The organism is uncultured Aquimarina sp. (assembly GCF_947492405.1).
Classification (GTDB): Bacteria; Bacteroidota; Bacteroidia; order Flavobacteriales; family Flavobacteriaceae; genus Aquimarina.
In genome coordinates this window covers 39,663-56,382 of the sequence record NZ_CANLMP010000001.1, presented here as the reverse complement: position 1 = coordinate 56,382, position 16,720 = coordinate 39,663, and the positions used below count along the sequence as shown (strand labels likewise).

Below are 16,720 nucleotides of genomic sequence, written 5' to 3'. Positions count from 1 at the left end.
ATGTTATTAGCAAGTAAACACTTTACTCCTGTCATCGGAATTGATATACATATCGTAATCATTCCACCTGGAGTTCCTGTTCCAATACCGCATCCGTATATTGGTATGGTGATTGACCCAATGGATTATGTTCCTATAATTGGATCTACCGTAAATGTTAATTGTGTTCCTAAAGGGAATAGTGGTACCGCAGGGATGATCGGAACCATGGTACATATCCCTATGGGAGGTCCTTTTGCCATGGCTCCAATGATTGGTCACGATTCTATGAACTTTTTTGGAAGTACAAAAGTGAGTGCAGAAGATGCTTACTTCACTCCTGCTGGGTATATGACAATGACCTGTAATGATATCGGAATGCCACTATCCGCTACACCAGGAAAAAAAATGAAACCTATTCCTACTTTATATCTCCCCTCATCGATGAGCGTGCCATTACCCATGGGAAAACCTGTAAATGTAGGTGGTCCGTACGCTCCCGATTTAATGGGAATGTTGATGGCATTAGTCATGTCTTATGGTTTTGGAGCTTTAATGAAAGGAGCCGGAAAACTTGCCAAAAAAGGACTTACCAAACTTAACCACGCATTACCTGCTACTAGTGGATTAAAGAAAAAGATGTGTAAAATGGGCTTCGAACCTGTAGATTTGATTACAGGTCGTATGGTATATGAAGGAGAAGACTTTAGTCTTGCAGGCCCTATACCAATTAGATGGGAACGTAATTGGTACTCCGATTCTGGATATGAAGGAATGATGGGACACGGAATGCATTGTAACTATGATCTAGCGCTACACATCGATTATGACAAAGATGCTATAGTGATGCGATTAGCTGACGGAAGAATTACCTCTTTCCCAATGTTACTAACAGAAAATGAATCTTCTTATAACAGACCAGAAAAACTAACGCTTACATTCATTAATGGTAACACTTATGAAGTTATAGATCACGAATCACAACAGACATATACCTTTACTAAATATACAGACACTCTTTATAAACCAACTAGTTTAAGAAATCCTGAAGGTTTTAAAATTCAATTTATATACAATGCTGTTTATAAACTAGAACAAATCATCGATGCCGCTGGCAGAAGAATTAATTTAGATCTGGATGAAGAAAATAGAGTTACTAAAGTTACAGCTACACACCAAGGAGAAACCAGAACGCTGGTTCAGTATGCATACAATAAAGATGGAGATCTAATAAAAATTATTGATGCATTAGATCAAGCAACCGTAATGGAGTACGAAAATCATCTGATGATCAAAAAAACGGATCGTAACGGACAAGCTTTCTACTGGAAATATGATGGAAAAACTACGGGTGCTAAATGTATTGAGACCTGGGGTGATGAAGGAATTCTTTCAGGAACCATCGAATATAACAAAGGATATAATGTGGTAACAAACTCACTTGACCAAGAGAGTATTTATTATTTTAATAGCTTAAATCTTTGTACACAGGTTACCGATCCAATGGGTGATCATATCTTTCACGAATACACTCCATATATGGAACCGTATCGCGATATTGATGAAGAAGGAAACATTACTGGATATAGTTATGATGAACGTGGAAATTTAACTGGTTTACACCAACCAGATGGTTCTGTTATTGGATTTGTTTATGATGAAAAAGATAGGTTAGTTCTTACTAAAGATCCATCTGGAGGTTCTGTAGTAAAAACTTTTGATAATGATCGTCTACACGCAGTTATTGGATTAGACGGAGGCGTTACTTCTTTCGAGTATAATGAATCGGGATTAATTAATGAAGTCAGAGATAATGCCGGAAACAGAACAAAACTCGAGTATGATGAAGATCATAACCTACATAAACTTACGCTACCCAATGGAGCAGTTTCTAGCTGGAAATACGACCCATGGGGAAGATGTTTGCATACTAGAAACTCCGAAGAACATCAACAGCAATTCTTCTATGATGAGTTAGATCGTATTTATCAAATAAGACAAGCTGACACTAATCTTGTAAAGCTGAAGTACAATGCATATGATGAGGTCATCCAAACGGTGGATCAGAAAAAACGTGAAGTCAATTTCGATTATACCCCCATGGGAAGCCTTAAAATGCGGGAAGAAAATAGTAGAAAAGTCTACTTTAAATACGATACCGAAGAACAACTAAACACCATTACCAACGAGCATAATGAATTCTACCGTTTCTCCAGAAATGAAAAAGGAGAAATTATAAGAGAAATTGGTTTTGATGGATTGACCAGAAAGTATGATCGTGATCGTGCTGGAAAAGTACTAAAGGTAAATAGACCGGATGATAAATACACAGAATATGAATACGATCTAAACGGAAGAATCACTCGAGCAGAACATAGTGATGGCACTTGGGAAACCTATAGTTACGATCTTAATGGCAATCTTATTGAAGCAGTAAATGAGAATAGTCGTGTACAACTCATCAGAGATACTGCCGGACGTATCATTGCAGAAAATCAAGATGGACATCTGGTAGAAAGCGAATATGACAACCTTAGTAATCGCACCAATATTACCAGTAGTTTAGGTGCAAACATAGCACTCACCAGAAATAAACTTGGATTGATTGAAGAAATGAATGCCGCTGTTTCTTCAGACAGCTTCTCTCCTTCCAAAGAAGAGATATCTGCCCAAGGCGGACAGAGAGGTTGGAATGCCCAATTCTCCCATAACAGTTTAGGTATGGAAGTAGAAAGAATACTTCCTGGCGGGATCACTAATCATATCGAATACGATAATGCAGGCAGACCCATACAACATAAAGTAACTGCTGGCAATAGGGAAATGCGCCATCGCACCTACACCTGGAATGTAAATGATCGACTCACCAAAATGGTGGATCAATTAACCAAAGGTACAGTAGCATATAGCTATGATGAATTTAACAATTTAGCTGGTGCGCGATACGAAAACAAACAATTTGATTACAAATTACCCGATGAGGTTGGTAATTTATATAGAACCGAAGGCAAAGGAGATAGAAAATACGGAACTGGTGGACAATTATTAGAAGCCGATGGCAATAAGTTTAAATACGACTTAGAAGGAAATCTAATTACCAAGATTACGAACAAAGGAAACTGGGACTATGATTGGTATGGCAACGGAATGTTAAAATCTGTGACTGATCCTAAAAATAAAGTAACCGAGTTCGAATACGACGCCTTAGGCAGACGAACAGCCAAAAAAATACTGTCACCTCGAGCGGAATCGAGAGGCGGTCAAATTGTGAGATTCGTATGGGACGGCAACGTGCCACTCCATGAATGGAAATACGATCTCAATCAACGACCAGAATTGGTAGTCGATGAGTTTGGTATATTAAAAGAAAGTAAACCTGAACCAGTAGAAAACCTAATTACTTGGATATTTGACGAAGGTACTTTTAAACCAGCTGCTAAGATCACAGAAGACGACTCCTACTCTATTATCACAGACTATCTCGGCACTCCTGTAGAAATGTATAATTCTAAAGGCGAAAAAACCTGGCAGGTAGCATATGATATTTATGGAAAAGTACGTAAGTTAGCGAAAGGTTCTTTGGAAGATTGCCCATTTAGGTATCAGGGACAATATGAAGATACTGAAACAGGACTGTATTATAATAGATTTAGATATTATTCTGCTGATGAAGGTGTTTATATCTCGCAGGATCCGATTAGGTTAAAAAGTGGTAATGCCAATTTCTATGGATATGTTTTTGACTCCAATAGCTTGATTGATCCTTTTGGACTAAGTGATTGTGCTCTTTCGGATTTAGATAAAAAAGCAATAGATGCTTGGGATACCTTACCAAAGGGAAAAAACAAAAATATGACAACTGTGGCTGTAGGAAAAGGTAAAAGCGGTCAGCTTTACGTCTCTACAAGTGGTACACATACACCTAAGAAAATTCAAGCATGGGCAGATGCTAATGATGTTAAATTTGTTAATAGTAAGACTTCTAATGTTCATGCTGAAGAATCACTACATAATTTTGCAGGTGAAGAAATGGTTGAAATAGGAAGTAGTAAACCTATATGTCTTGATTGTGAAAATGGAATGAAGAAAAATGGCGTTGGCTTTAATGAAAGTAATACAAAAGGGTCTCGTTCAAATAAAAGAAAAAGAGAAGGAGATTATTCAGGTATGTGGTAATAAAATAAAATATGTCTTTAGAAAATAAAGTTTTAGAATTATTGAACACCTTAAACAAAGAACAAAAAAAGTCTTTTGGTATTTTTTGTTTAGAAAGAGTTCTTAGTTTGTATAAGAAAGTTGATGAAACTGAAAATTTAAATATTGTAGATTCCTCTATTAAAAAAGGTGAAGCATACAAGAGATTAGAATCAATATTTAATGAAGTTAAAAATAAAGAAATAAGTGATATTGATAAGTTAATTGAAGCTTGCGATCCATTAATTCTTGATACTGAGGAGATATTTGATAATACCTCGGAAAATGAAATTTCAGGATTAGTAGCCCAAGGCCTTGATTATCTTTTAAATTTTGAACAAAGTGAAGATGAAGAATTTATTGAATATTGTTCATCAAATAACATTGAAATTCTAAATCAATTAAAAGCTAGAGAATACTATGTTCAAAGCAATTTTAAAGCTAATGATGATGAAATTATGAATTATGTAAAGCCTCTTTTTGAAAAAGAGTATGAAATTCAAATCCAAGCTATTAATTTTATTAAAGAGCAAAACTTAGAAGGTATCAAAAACTTGATTAAAGCGAACTTGATAGAGTGGAGTAACTAAGACCTTAATTGAAAGTTTTTAACTTCATAATATAAAAAAGATAAAACCACTTTATAATAATAAGAGTGGTTTTTTTATACAATTAGCTAGAGCTATCAAACCGATGCTAGAGGTAAAAAGTTTAAATCAGAATACAACAAGCCTAAAGGAAAAGAGAAGCCTAAAGTTAAATGCTGACAAAATAATATGAAAAAAACTTCTAAATTAAACTAAACAAAAAACTACCAAAGGTAAAAGAAGGTTAAAAGCTGCAGATAAACTATTAGATGGTAAAAAACCAAGTCAATTACCTTCGTTAGATGAATTAGAGTTTAAAGACTTAGGATGTAAATAAATATGACAACAATATTAGAACAAGAAATTATCCATCACGATGATTTAGTTGAACAAATTTTTGTGGAGTATGGTAAAGCCGATAAAGAAAAATACATATCATTATTTTTAGCTAGCTTAAGTACTAAAAATATGAATTGGAGAAGTGGTTTATCTGCTTATTCAATTTTGCAGACCTTTCCTAATCATAAATTCAAACTGGTTGAAAATCAAAAACCTTCTCGAATATCACCTTGCGATATTTGCTCTAACTATGAACAGATCGAACTAGATACAGAATTAGTCGAAGAATCTTTTGAAGAAATTGGTGGACTGACAGGTTTTGAACTTTTAGATTATTTTTACTACCTCAAGAAAACTAGTGAGTTAAAACCTATAAAACCTAAAGAAGAAGATCTTGAAATTTTCTCTAAAATATTAGAAATATTAGGTAATGCAGATGAAGAAGAAACAGTGAAAAAGTCAATTCAAACCAAAATATCTAAAATTAAAGAATTTAAATCGAATTCTGAACAAAGACAAGCACTACTAGAAACTTTGGGCTACTGTAGTATTTTAGAGACAGAAGAACATAAAGGTTTATTAAATCAATATACTAATTTGGCTGTTGCTCCAACAAAAACTCATAGTTCTGACTGGAATTATCCTGTAGATTGGTGGTTAGGAAAAAATGGACTTAATAAAGAAGCATTGAAATTCTGGTTTGGAAATTATTCTGAACTCGAAAAATTTTGGACATGATCTGGCATGAACGAACTCTTAGAAGTTGTAAAAGATAAAGTAGGTTCTTTTCTAATAGATAAAGGATATACAAAAAGGGGTAACAATGCTTATATCAAAAAAGAAAAACTTCATAAAAGAGAGGAAGTGATTTCTTTTTCTTCCAGAAAAGGAAGAACTCCACATACAGACCAGACATATATTGGTGTCACATCGGGTATTTATTATAGAGAACTAAACAGTAAGGATAAAAAAATAATTCAGGATTTTTTAAATTCTTATCCTATAATTGCTGGATCTATAGGTCACTTTAAAAATACTGATAGTAAATTTATTTCTATCCCTATTTGCAATACAGATCAAATAGAAAGTGTCTCAAATGAAATTATTAGTAACATAGAAGATGGGGCTTTCAACTTGTTTAAAACATTCCCTACTTTAGAAAGTATCTTAGAAGGAATTGACACAAAAAATGAATGGTTAAACGATTATCATAAATTTATCAAAATAAGGAGCCAGGTAAGAGTAGCTGCAATATATCTATTAACGGAAGATAAAAACAAAGCTGTACAATGGTTTAAAGAAAACGCTACAGATTCTGAAAAATCAAAACAAGAAATCTTAGAAAAAATGGAAGCTAATTGGTGATTCAATAACTAACCATAATATTAATTTATTTATAATGGAAATAACATTAACCTCTCAAATTGGTGGTTCTGATGCAGGTAGTAAATTTAGGAAACCAATAGTAAAACTGAGAAAATCTTTAAAATTACTTAATGATAAAACATATTCAGAATCTATTGAGAAAATAAAAGTATTGCTTAGAATCAGTGGAGAAATAGAAAATTATGATGAGTCTACAGGTATTTATAATCATAGATTAGACAAGAAAAATAAAACTGCTTCCGCTGAAATAATTATATCAAATGAATCCTGGAAGCAAAGTAACGATATAGGACTACTTCTATCTGATTTGACTAAAGTTTTTTTTAATTCTTTATCAGAATATTTAATTGAAAAAAAAATAGAACTTAATAGAGAATCTTTGTTACGGGATGTTGAAAATATTGTAATAACTAATAATAACTCCGAGAGTTAAAACAACTTAGATAGCGGAGTCTTCAACTAAGAAAATGCTTCAGATTCCGAAAAAACTAAGTTCGAAATTCTAGAAAAAATGCAGATAAATTTCATTTCTTAATCCAACATTGATGTAGTATATTTAGAATTCTAATCAACCAACAATGAAAAATTTTAAAATCTACTATATCAACATATTTTTTGTTTGCTTTGCTTTTTCTCTTTTTGCGCAAGACACTACTACAGAGTACATAGAAACTGATGCAATTATTAAAGAAATTAATTTCAAAGTTAGATCACGTAGATCCTCTGCAACCGCAAAAGTAGCTTATAAGACCATAGAAGGAGATAGTCTTACAAGTACAGTGAAACTAATGCATATTCCTTTTATAGGAGCTCTGGACAAGGAAGGTGATAACATTAAAATATTATATAATAAAGAGAATCCTCTCCTACTTACCACCAAGAGCAATTCTTTTTGGCAGTCTTATGGATTATACCTTCTTATAGGATTAGGTATTATTATCTTATTATATAGGTTTATAAAAAGGTCTAAAAAATGCATCCTTGGATCTAGCTTGTTTAAATAATCTCATAATTAACTAAAGAAGTAGTACCTAATTTCTGTACCAGAAATCAACATTTCTTTATATAAATCATTTTTGTAACTTTAAAAATAGAATTACCTACAAGATTTATGGCATTTACAGCAGACGAATTTGAACTTCTTACAGAGAAAACTTCGCTATTTCTTATCATCCTGGATGAACAAGGAAATATCCATAAAGCCAATAAACGTTGCGAAGTACTTTTTTCGTTACCATCAGATAAAATCATTGGAGAATCTATTTATACCTTTTTACTGGATGAAGATGAGCTGAAATTTAAAGCGGTAATTTCGGGACTTTCCAAAAGTAAATCTAAACTTAATACAACATTAGGTTTTGCCAAGCTAGTTTCTGACGCTATTTTATATATAAAATTTGATCTTATTTACCATAAAGGTAAGATTTATGCTTCGGGAATAGATGTTACCGAAGAAAATGAGGAACACAATTTCTTAAAGACCGTATTTAGATTAACCAAAACAGGAGCCTGGCATTATGATCCGGTCCATGATCAAGTATACTTTTCTGATGAATGTTATCATTTGCACGATCTAGACATAGGTACTTCCATAACAATGGAGCAAGCTTTATTATACTATCCTGAAGCATCGCAAGAACGTATAAAAAACTATTGGGATAATCTTATTAAACACGGAACTTCATATGATTATATAGATCAAATAATCACTAAAAAAGGTAAACAAAAATGGATACGCGTAATTGCAGAAGCTATAAAACACAATGATAAAGTTATTTTTATCAATGGTAGTTTTTCTGACATTACTGATCAACAAAATTATATAGAACAGCTAAAATATAATGAGGAAACTAAAAAACTAGCGTTAAAAGGAATTCGGGCTGGATTATTCGATCATTTAATAGAAACCAACATGGTTTTTTATAGCCTGGACTTTAGAAAAATGCTGGGGTTACCATTAAAAGAAGACTTTGTTCCCGAAGAAACTTTCAGAACAATGATACATCCGGATGATGTTGATGATGCTTTACAAAGACATCAAGATAACCTGAAAAAAAATGGATATCATTATTTTAACTATTATCGTCTTAAGCACCTTGATGGCGGATATCGCCATTATGAAATATATGGATACAGGAAAAAGAATGAGAAGGGCGAAACAACCAGAATGATTGGTAACCTTATTGATGTACATCAAAAGAAATTAAATGAACGAACCATAGCAGAAAATCAAAGTCGATTGCTAGCAATGGTAAATAATGGTTTTGCATATACTGTATTGCTCAATACTGCTGGAGAAATTCTAATGGCCGATGAGAACTCTGTAAATATCATAAAAAGAGATTTTAATGTAGATCCTACTGTTACAGCATCTCGTTTTATAGATGTAATGCCTGTTAATTTTAGGAATACCTTTGCTCATGAATTTAATGAAGCTTTAAAAGGAAAAACAGTTAAAAAAGAAATCGAGAGAACCACTATCAAAGGATCCGTACAATGGTTAGAATCAAAATATACTCCCATCAAAGATCAAGAAAATAATGTCAATTCTATTTTAGTTAGTTTTCACGATATTACGGAACAAAAATCTGCGGAGCTGGCCATAAAAGAAGCACATATAAAAGAACAAGAGTTAAGCAGTTTAAAATCAAATATCCTATCTAATTTCAGCCATGAGATAAGAACACCTTTAAACGGTATTATTACGATTAGCAACCTATTATTACTTGGAGAAGAAAATCCAAGTGATCGTAAAAAATTAGCCACTTATCTGGATGAAAGTAAAGAAAGATTGCTTGCTACTATTAATAACCTATCACATTATAGTGAAATAGAAACTATCCAAAAAAATCTCAATTACCTAGAAGTTGATATGAATTACACAGTAGAGACTTCTTATCGAGAATATCGTCATTTTGCAAATTCTAAAAATTTAGAATACATTTTGGAGCTAGATGAAAGCTGCCCTTCTGCAATTATTGATGTAGATGTTTTTCATACAGCTATAAATAATATTATTCACAATGCCATTAAGTACACCAATAAAGGTAAAGTGATTGTTAATGTTAAAGCAAAAAAAACAAGCATTCGTATTTCTATAAAGGATTCAGGAATCGGAATTGGAAAAGAAAGTCTAAGAAAAATATTTGATCCTTTTATACAAGAAAGTATTGGATTGAGTCGCAAATATGAAGGTACCGGAATTGGTTTAAGCCTATCAAAAAGATATATTGAAATCCTTGGAGGAAAAATTAAAGTTATTAGTAAATTGAAAAAAGGAACAAAGTTTATCATTACAATCCCAAAAAATATATGAATATACTTTACGTAGAAGATAATAAGATAAACGCAATGGTCATGAATAAGATGCTATCTAAAAATGTATCCAACGTTATGATTGCAGAAAATGGTCCAACTGCTCTAAAAATAGTCAAAGAATCATCTCCTGATTTAATTTTAGTAGATATTAATCTTGGGTTAAATCAAATGGATGGATGTGAATTATTAAAACGACTTAAGAAACTAGATATACTAAAAAACATACCAATATATGCAGTAACAGCATATGCTATGCCAGGTGATGCTCAAAAATTTATTAAAATCGGATTTGATAAATACTTTTCGAAACCTGTTAATTTTGAAAAACTTTTATCCGCTATTTCCAGCGTAGCATCTGGAATAAATTAAAAAAGCGAGTGTTAAAAGTAAACACTCGCTATACAATATAAATACTATTTATACTTTTTATTGTTGTTCATAATCAGAATCCCAATCAGTTCCATCATCTCCTTTCTGACCATCCATCTTGATCATAAAGTTTTTTGCTGGGAAATAAGGTTTCATATGTATATCAAGATACACTCTATCCTTTTGATTTGGATCTTGTTCAAAACGTTTTATAGAAAAATCTTCAATTAATTGATCCGGACCAGTAATTTCATCTAAGAACTTAACAATTTGTCCCATCAATTCTTTACGAGTTCTAGCATTAAAGTTTTCAAATGCTCTTCTATTTAAGAAGTCCATAAGTACCTTAGTTACATAATCAAACACCCTTACTACAGAATACGTTTGTAATCCTAGGTTATCTCCATTAAACAAGGTTTTAGCGGAGAAAGCCATAACTTTTCCATATTCATTAACCATAGGTACTAATCCAAGTTTTTCTAGCTGAGCGATTTCACTTTTCTTTAGATCAAATCGAACTCCATCAACCTCATTAATTCCACCATGTTTCTTACCAGCAGCAACCTGAGACATTAATGTTCTATATACTTGCCCTGCTAATGCACTTGATGGTGGCACAAAAAGATCATCTTCTTCTCCAACTTCATCATGTTTTCCTCTTCCTACTAACCAGTTACAGGCCATCATTACATTAGATCTATACTTATCACCACCTGTAAGATTAGCAGCTTCAAACATCTCCATAACATCATCTGGTTCATCAAGATGCTCAAAATCAGTAATCATCATAACTTTATTCTCATGCGCTATTTTAGCCCATTTCTCTACTACTTTGTTAGAACCAAGATATCCTGGTATCACTAAAATACCATAGTTATCTCTTAAATCCAGACGATCATATCCTTGTACTAACTCTTCTTGGACAGCATCGATGAATCTGGTATTATCCAGATCTTTCAACTGTTCAAGTTCAGCATTCATGATATTAATATTTTTAACTTTTTGAGACTCAGTATTTTTAAAGAATAATGCTACTGATCTATACGATTGTTCCAATTCTCTTGTTTGTTCCAGTGCTGCTCCCAAGTTTTTTTCTAGAGATTTACCAGCGATTTCTGAACGCTTTTCAGATTCTTCAACCATTTCTGAAATATCATCAGAAGATGATAAAACATCTCTCCAAATCTCTAATGTCTTTTCGAGTTTAGCTCTCTCTAATTTTTTAGTTGATTCTGTAAGAAAAATCTTTTTTCGTGCTTTACGATCAGGATTCATATTCTGAACGTCATCTATACACGCTTCTAAAAGATCAAAACCACCATATCTGGCTAATTTTTCTTCATTTATTTTTAGCTCCTTTGCTGGATTTTCTATCTTAATACTCTCTTGAGCTTGTTTTCCTGCTGCCATGTATTTTATATCTTTATCTTTTAACCTTGTTGTAATTCTGCTAATAATGATTCAATAGATCTTATTAATGCCTGTTTAGCATCTGGGTCTGCCAAAGCAGTTTTTAAGATCTTATTTGATTTAAGTTGTTTTACTACTTTAAGATACTGATCTTTTTCTGTATCCAAATCATTTAAGAATTTACTTTGGTCTATAATTCCCTTTTTCCCAAAATTACCTAAATGGTTAAATTTCAACATTTCTTTACTCTCTACACCATCTGCATCTTCGAATTCTACTTCCACTTCGGGCTTATAATTTTCAAATACATGATCAATAGATGTTAAACCATTTACTATCTGCGGTTTAATAGGTTGATCCTGTGTTAATTTCTGAACAAGAAGTGTCTTATTTTGTCCGATTTCCAATATAGCTTCACTAGCATCGGTTTTAACCTCTGTTCCTCCTAATCCATATGTGTTATTGCTCATACTTTCTTATCTTAATAATGATTGTGAATTATAAATATACTAATTTTATCGCAGGATACGGTCTTTATTCGTATGACCACTGCATTTTTTCATCTTTTACATCAAGACTCACCTTGCTCCCCTTACCTATTTTACCGGTAATCAGCATTTTAGATAGCGGCCCTCTTAAATCTGTTCTAATAACTCCTCGTAAAGGTCTTGCTCCATATTTGGGGGTAAATCCCTTATATGCAAGATATTCCTGAGCAGCTTCAGTCAACTCTAAAGTTACCTCTTGCTTGTTTAAAGCTTTGTGCAAGTCTTTTAATTGAATATTAAAAATCTTAATTACATTGTCTTTTGTTATCGGCGCAAACGGAACAATTTCAGTAAGTCGTCCCAAAAACTCAGGTCTGAAATGTCTAGACATCAATTCTAAAAGATCAGAGGATTTAGGGATTTCACCATCGGTAAATGATTTCACCACATGCTCACTACCTATATTAGAAGTAAATAAAATTACCGCATTTGAAAAGTCTCCCGTTTTTCCTAATCTATCGTTTAATTTTCCTTCGTCCAAAATCTGAAGAAAAATATCAAAGACCGAAGGATGCGCTTTTTCTATCTCATCAAAAAGCACAATCGAATATGGTTTTTGTCTTATTTTATTTACTAATAATCCTCCTTCTTCATAACCTACATATCCTGGAGGCGCTCCATATAAAAGTGCAGCAGAATGCTCTTCCTTAAACTCTGACATATCAAATCTAATAATAGCATCTTCTGTCTGGAATAAGAATTCAGCCAAAGATTTTGCTAATTCTGTTTTACCGGTACCGGTTGGCCCTGTAAAAAAGAAAGATCCAGTTGGCAAACCTGGTTTACTTAACCCTGACCTAGATTCTAATACCGCCTCTGAAATTGTTTTAATAGCATGATCCTGTCCAATCACTCTCTTTTTAAGGTGATCTTCCATGTTTAACAGCCTTTCTTTTTCATCTGCTTGCAATTTTCCTACTGGAATCCCTGTCTTATTGGCAATAGTAGCAGAAACATCATTTTTATCTATAAAAACTTTCTCTTCTGAAGCTTTCTTAAAAAAGTGATCCAGAATTGTTACAAGTTTAGTTTTATAATTATCGAATGTTTCTGATCCCAAAACCATTTCATCTTCACTAAGTTCAGTAAACAAAAGATAACTAAACTTACTTTTAAGATTATTATATATCCAACTTATCGAATTTACTTTTTCAGATTCTTCCGATTCTTTTTCCCCTATTTCTTTTACCTCTTTTAATAAAGTTTCAACATTATTAGCAGTCGTTTCTATCATATATCTAGAAGCAGACATCGTTCTATCGAGCAAATCAATAGCTGCATCAGGAAGACTTCTATCTTTATTAAAACGTTTAGAAAGTCGGATCGCCTCCGCTATTGTCTCATCAATAACATCTAGGCTATGATGATTTTTATACTTATCAATAGTATTAGAAATCATTGTAAGCGTATCTTCTTCTGAAGGTTCATCTAAAGCAACAATCTCGAATCTTCTAGTAAGTCCTTCGTCTGTTTCTACATGTTTGCGATACGCATCATTAGTAGCAGTAGCTATAAAAGTTACTTCGCCTTTTGCTAATTCTGATTTCAGGATATTTACTAATCCTTGATTACCACTATTCTTATCAGTAAGATTATTTATTTCATCGATTAGCAAAACAGGCTTATCAAATTCTTTTAGCGCCACTAAAATCTTTTTAAACCGATCTTCTACTTCACTTTTGTAACTAGCTCCTGAAACAAGATTTATAAAATCTAATTCGTAGATCTGTGCATCCTTTAATGATTCCGGCACGTTACCGTTAACAACAGCTTCAGAAAAACCATCTAACAGCACTGTTTTTCCAACACCTGGTTCTCCTGTAATCAAAACATTAGGTTTAGAATGTCTCCCCAATATCTCGGTGATCATCTTTATTTCACCATCTCTACCAAAAACGTCATCTAGCTGCTTATTTTTAGCAGCAAAAGTTTTATCAAAACAATACTCATCTAAAATTCCTGAATCACCTTTCTGTCCTATAGCACCCGTAGTTCCACTCTTAGAAGCACCAGTCTTTCCGGTTACAGTTTTGCCTTGGGTAGCAGCAATTAAAACTTCATCAGCTTTAAGAGGCAATGTTTTAAGTTGTTCATAAGAGAACCCAACACCAGGTGTGCATAAAGCTATTAGAACAGCTTTTGGAGTAATTTCATCCTCACCTAATTTAAGTTTTAATGTATCTGCTTCATTAAATACAGCTTCAACGGATTTATCTCCGTTAATTGCATCTGGAATATTAACTACCCTAGGTAAAGCCTCTATTCTTACTTCAGACCACTCTTCATAGTAATAAATATCTCCATCAATTTGGTTAAAAAAATCTTTTAATCCCACATCTTTGTGCAAAAGAGCTTTTAATAAATGAGCAGCATTATACTCATCATTATGATATTCTTTAGCGATAGATTGTGCTATATGAATAGCATTAGTCACTTTTGGAGATAATGTATAGTCTAAAATTTGCATGAAGTTGGTTTTTCGTAAAGTAAATAAATAACCTAATAATTCGCAAAAAATTATCGCTCCGCTCGAAATAAAACTTGTTTTTTTTCGATATCTCTTAGGTTTTCATCCAATTGTTACATAAAATATACTTTCCGAAACCAAAAGTATATTATTTTTTCTAATCTATTTACCTAGTTTTTAGGTAAAGCATCCCCCCTGTTTTCAGGTAGTTTTTGAATAAAATCTATGTAATTTATCCTGGTTTTTTGATAGAATCCGAAATCTGATGATACTATTTTTATTACAAAAGGATCAAAAATAATTAATTAGTTTGCTTTATCTAATCTGGGAAAACCTAATTCCGAGTTGCTTTTCCAAATCTCTAATCACTTTTAATTCTTGCTTAACTATTAATGCTAATGACAACCCTGTTTTTCCAGCTCTTGCGGTTCTACCACTTCGATGTGTATAATACTCTATTTGATCCGGTAATTGATAATGGACTACAAATGCTAAATCAGCCACATCAATACCCCTTGCAGCTACATCTGTAGAAACCAATAAGCCGAGAGTACCTTTTTTGAAAGCACGCATTACCTTATCCCTATCTTTTTGAGTCATATCACCTTCCAGTAAGCCTACCTCGTGATTTTTTGCAATTAATTGCTTAGACAATTTCCTCGCTGCAGCTTTGGTTTTAGTAAAAATAATACCTCTTTGTTTTTTTTGAGATTTAAGAAAATAAGTTAATGTATCTAATTTATTTGCTTCTTCACCAACAACGAACTGATGTTCAATCCCTTTGTTAACCGTATCATTTTTATCTATAGAAACTCGTACCGCATTTTTATCTACATAAGAATTAATAATTTCGTTAAGAGCAGACGGTATCGTAGCAGAAAACAACCAAACATTTCTTCGACCTTTCGTTTTACTTAAAATTGTGGTGAGATCTTTTTTAAATCCCATACTCAACATTTCATCAGCCTCATCCATCACCAAAGTCTTTATCTTGGAGATATCTACTGCTTTTCTTTCCATTAGATCTATAAGTCTGCCGGGAGTTGCTACAATTATATGAGTAGGTCTTTTTAACCTTGAGAGTTGTATTTCGATTTTTTCGCCTCCGTAAACGGATTCTGTGAAGATTTTATCCGTATACTTAGTAAACTTAAAAAATTGTTTCGCAATTTGCTGTCCTAACTCTCTAGTGGGAGCTAATACTAAGGCTTGAACTTCTTTCTTTTTAGGATCAATAGCTGTTAATAAAGGAATGCCAAAGGCAGCGGTTTTCCCTGTACCTGTCTGAGCTTTACCAATAAAATCTATTTGATTATTGATTAGAACAGGTAATGTTTGTTCTTGAATTTTGGTAGGGATCGTAATCCCCATTTCTTTTAGACCTCTGTTTAGATCTTTAGGAACACCTAATTCTGAAAATTTCATCCTTATTTTGTTTTAGGGTACAAAAATAGATGAATATATTCATTGCCCAACTAAATAGATCAATACATCATAGAAAATATAAGCGTATTAGCAGGAAATTTTCATGAAATAATCAAATAATTGTTTTTTTAAGGTTAGTCCTCTTTTATGAAAATGAGACTTATCCATACAGAAACCTCCTGAACAATTAAAGTCAGATCCTTCGTCAGACGAAATGATATCAATAAGTGAAATACTCTCAGAATGTATATGACAGATTTGTTCCGGAGTATGTTCAGAATGGTTATGAGAATCGTGAGAGTCTAATTCAAAATTTGAAATGTAAGAAAAAACGTTCTTTTTATTAAACCCGTCCATTTCAAAATTTGTTGATATATCTAAAATCGTTACTTGATTATCAAACAGGGCTTTAACTTCCTTAACATCTTCTTTCTGAGCTATTAATAAAGGGGATACTAATAAAAAAACTAATAATAAAGTGGGGTGTAGTTGTTTAGTCATACGTATTTTTTTGGCTTGTTAATACAAATTCAAAGTAAGCCTGTTTTTAAATAAATCTTCGGAAATTTAAGCCGTATTATTTAAAATCATCGGCAAAATACACATAAATAGGTTTAAGTGCAATATATTTTAAAACTTTAACACTATTTACGACTGATTATAGCTACAAAACGAAATATTAATTTTTATTTTAAGTA

At 32.6% G+C, this 16,720-nt stretch carries 13 protein-coding genes; 8 read left to right on the top strand and 5 right to left on the bottom strand.

What is annotated here, in order from left to right; translation table 11 throughout:
- From Q0829_RS00255 to Q0829_RS00220, 8 genes are all read left to right on the top strand, one after another.
- Nucleotides 1-4,155, top strand: a complete 4,155-nt coding sequence (locus Q0829_RS00255; protein ID WP_298538604.1) for a DUF6531 domain-containing protein — start codon at nt 1-3, stop codon at nt 4,153-4,155.
- A gap of 11 nt (nt 4,156-4,166) precedes the next feature.
- On the top strand, nt 4,167-4,763 hold the full coding sequence (locus Q0829_RS00250) for a hypothetical protein (protein ID WP_298538602.1): 597 nt from the start codon (nt 4,167-4,169) through the stop codon (nt 4,761-4,763).
- 336 nt (nt 4,764-5,099) lie between these two features.
- Entirely contained in the window at nt 5,100-5,837 is a 738-nt protein-coding gene (locus Q0829_RS00245; protein WP_298538600.1) for a hypothetical protein, read from the top strand.
- Between the two features lie 6 nt (nt 5,838-5,843).
- Nucleotides 5,844-6,464: a hypothetical protein gene (locus Q0829_RS00240; RefSeq protein ID WP_298538598.1), complete on the top strand. Its 621-nt coding sequence runs from the start codon at nt 5,844-5,846 to the stop codon at nt 6,462-6,464.
- A 34-nt stretch (nt 6,465-6,498) separates the two neighbouring features.
- Nucleotides 6,499-6,918: an Imm12 family immunity protein gene (locus tag Q0829_RS00235; RefSeq protein WP_298538596.1), complete on the top strand. Its 420-nt coding sequence runs from the start codon at nt 6,499-6,501 to the stop codon at nt 6,916-6,918.
- Between the two features lie 145 nt (nt 6,919-7,063).
- Complete coding sequence (locus Q0829_RS00230) at nt 7,064-7,489, top strand: hypothetical protein (protein ID WP_298538594.1); 426 nt, start codon at nt 7,064-7,066, stop codon at nt 7,487-7,489.
- A gap of 107 nt (nt 7,490-7,596) precedes the next feature.
- Nucleotides 7,597-9,801 carry a PAS domain-containing protein gene (locus tag Q0829_RS00225; RefSeq protein WP_298538592.1) on the top strand — a complete coding sequence of 735 codons (2,205 nt, stop codon included), beginning with the start codon at nt 7,597-7,599 and terminating at the stop codon, nt 9,799-9,801.
- Nucleotides 9,798-10,172, top strand: coding sequence for a response regulator (locus Q0829_RS00220; RefSeq protein ID WP_298538589.1), 375 nt, complete (start codon nt 9,798-9,800; stop codon nt 10,170-10,172). The genes Q0829_RS00225 and Q0829_RS00220 overlap by 4 nt, the downstream gene beginning before the upstream one ends.
- A gap of 57 nt (nt 10,173-10,229) precedes the next feature.
- Here the strand turns inward: Q0829_RS00220 and Q0829_RS00215 are convergent, their stop codons facing one another.
- The 5 genes from Q0829_RS00215 to Q0829_RS00195 form a co-directional block, all read right to left on the bottom strand.
- Nucleotides 10,230-11,582: a DUF5458 family protein gene (locus tag Q0829_RS00215; RefSeq protein WP_298538587.1), complete on the bottom strand. Its 1,353-nt coding sequence runs from the start codon at nt 11,580-11,582 to the stop codon at nt 10,230-10,232.
- A 20-nt stretch (nt 11,583-11,602) separates the two neighbouring features.
- A complete protein-coding gene (locus tag Q0829_RS00210; RefSeq protein ID WP_298538585.1) occupies nt 11,603-12,052 on the bottom strand; it encodes a hypothetical protein in 450 nt (149 codons plus the stop codon).
- A gap of 64 nt (nt 12,053-12,116) precedes the next feature.
- Nucleotides 12,117-14,597, bottom strand: a complete 2,481-nt coding sequence (locus Q0829_RS00205; RefSeq protein WP_298538583.1) for an ATP-dependent Clp protease ATP-binding subunit — start codon at nt 14,595-14,597, stop codon at nt 12,117-12,119.
- A gap of 315 nt (nt 14,598-14,912) precedes the next feature.
- Nucleotides 14,913-16,022 carry a DEAD/DEAH box helicase gene (locus Q0829_RS00200; protein WP_298538581.1) on the bottom strand — a complete coding sequence of 370 codons (1,110 nt, stop codon included), beginning with the start codon at nt 16,020-16,022 and terminating at the stop codon, nt 14,913-14,915.
- 87 nt (nt 16,023-16,109) lie between these two features.
- Nucleotides 16,110-16,523 (bottom strand): hypothetical protein, encoded by a 414-nt coding sequence (locus Q0829_RS00195; RefSeq protein WP_298538579.1) that lies wholly within the window; start codon nt 16,521-16,523, stop codon nt 16,110-16,112.
- Nucleotides 16,524-16,720 lie beyond the last annotated feature (197 nt).

Coding starts and splice junctions, on each gene's coding strand:
- Q0829_RS00255 (WP_298538604.1), top strand. CDS start 1: ATGTTATTAGCAAGTAAACACTTTACTCCTGTCATCGGAATTGATATA.
- Q0829_RS00250 (WP_298538602.1), top strand. CDS start 4,167: ATGTCTTTAGAAAATAAAGTTTTAGAATTATTGAACACCTTAAACAAA.
- Q0829_RS00195 (WP_298538579.1), bottom strand. CDS start 16,523: ATGACTAAACAACTACACCCCACTTTATTATTAGTTTTTTTATTAGTA.
- Q0829_RS00235 (WP_298538596.1), top strand. CDS start 6,499: ATGGAAATAACATTAACCTCTCAAATTGGTGGTTCTGATGCAGGTAGT.
- Q0829_RS00200 (WP_298538581.1), bottom strand. CDS start 16,022: ATGAAATTTTCAGAATTAGGTGTTCCTAAAGATCTAAACAGAGGTCTA.
- Q0829_RS00220 (WP_298538589.1), top strand. CDS start 9,798: ATGAATATACTTTACGTAGAAGATAATAAGATAAACGCAATGGTCATG.
- Q0829_RS00205 (WP_298538583.1), bottom strand. CDS start 14,597: ATGCAAATTTTAGACTATACATTATCTCCAAAAGTGACTAATGCTATT.
- Q0829_RS00240 (WP_298538598.1), top strand. CDS start 5,844: ATGAACGAACTCTTAGAAGTTGTAAAAGATAAAGTAGGTTCTTTTCTA.
- Q0829_RS00210 (WP_298538585.1), bottom strand. CDS start 12,052: ATGAGCAATAACACATATGGATTAGGAGGAACAGAGGTTAAAACCGAT.
- Q0829_RS00245 (WP_298538600.1), top strand. CDS start 5,100: ATGACAACAATATTAGAACAAGAAATTATCCATCACGATGATTTAGTT.
- Q0829_RS00225 (WP_298538592.1), top strand. CDS start 7,597: ATGGCATTTACAGCAGACGAATTTGAACTTCTTACAGAGAAAACTTCG.
- Q0829_RS00230 (WP_298538594.1), top strand. CDS start 7,064: ATGAAAAATTTTAAAATCTACTATATCAACATATTTTTTGTTTGCTTT.
- Q0829_RS00215 (WP_298538587.1), bottom strand. CDS start 11,582: ATGGCAGCAGGAAAACAAGCTCAAGAGAGTATTAAGATAGAAAATCCA.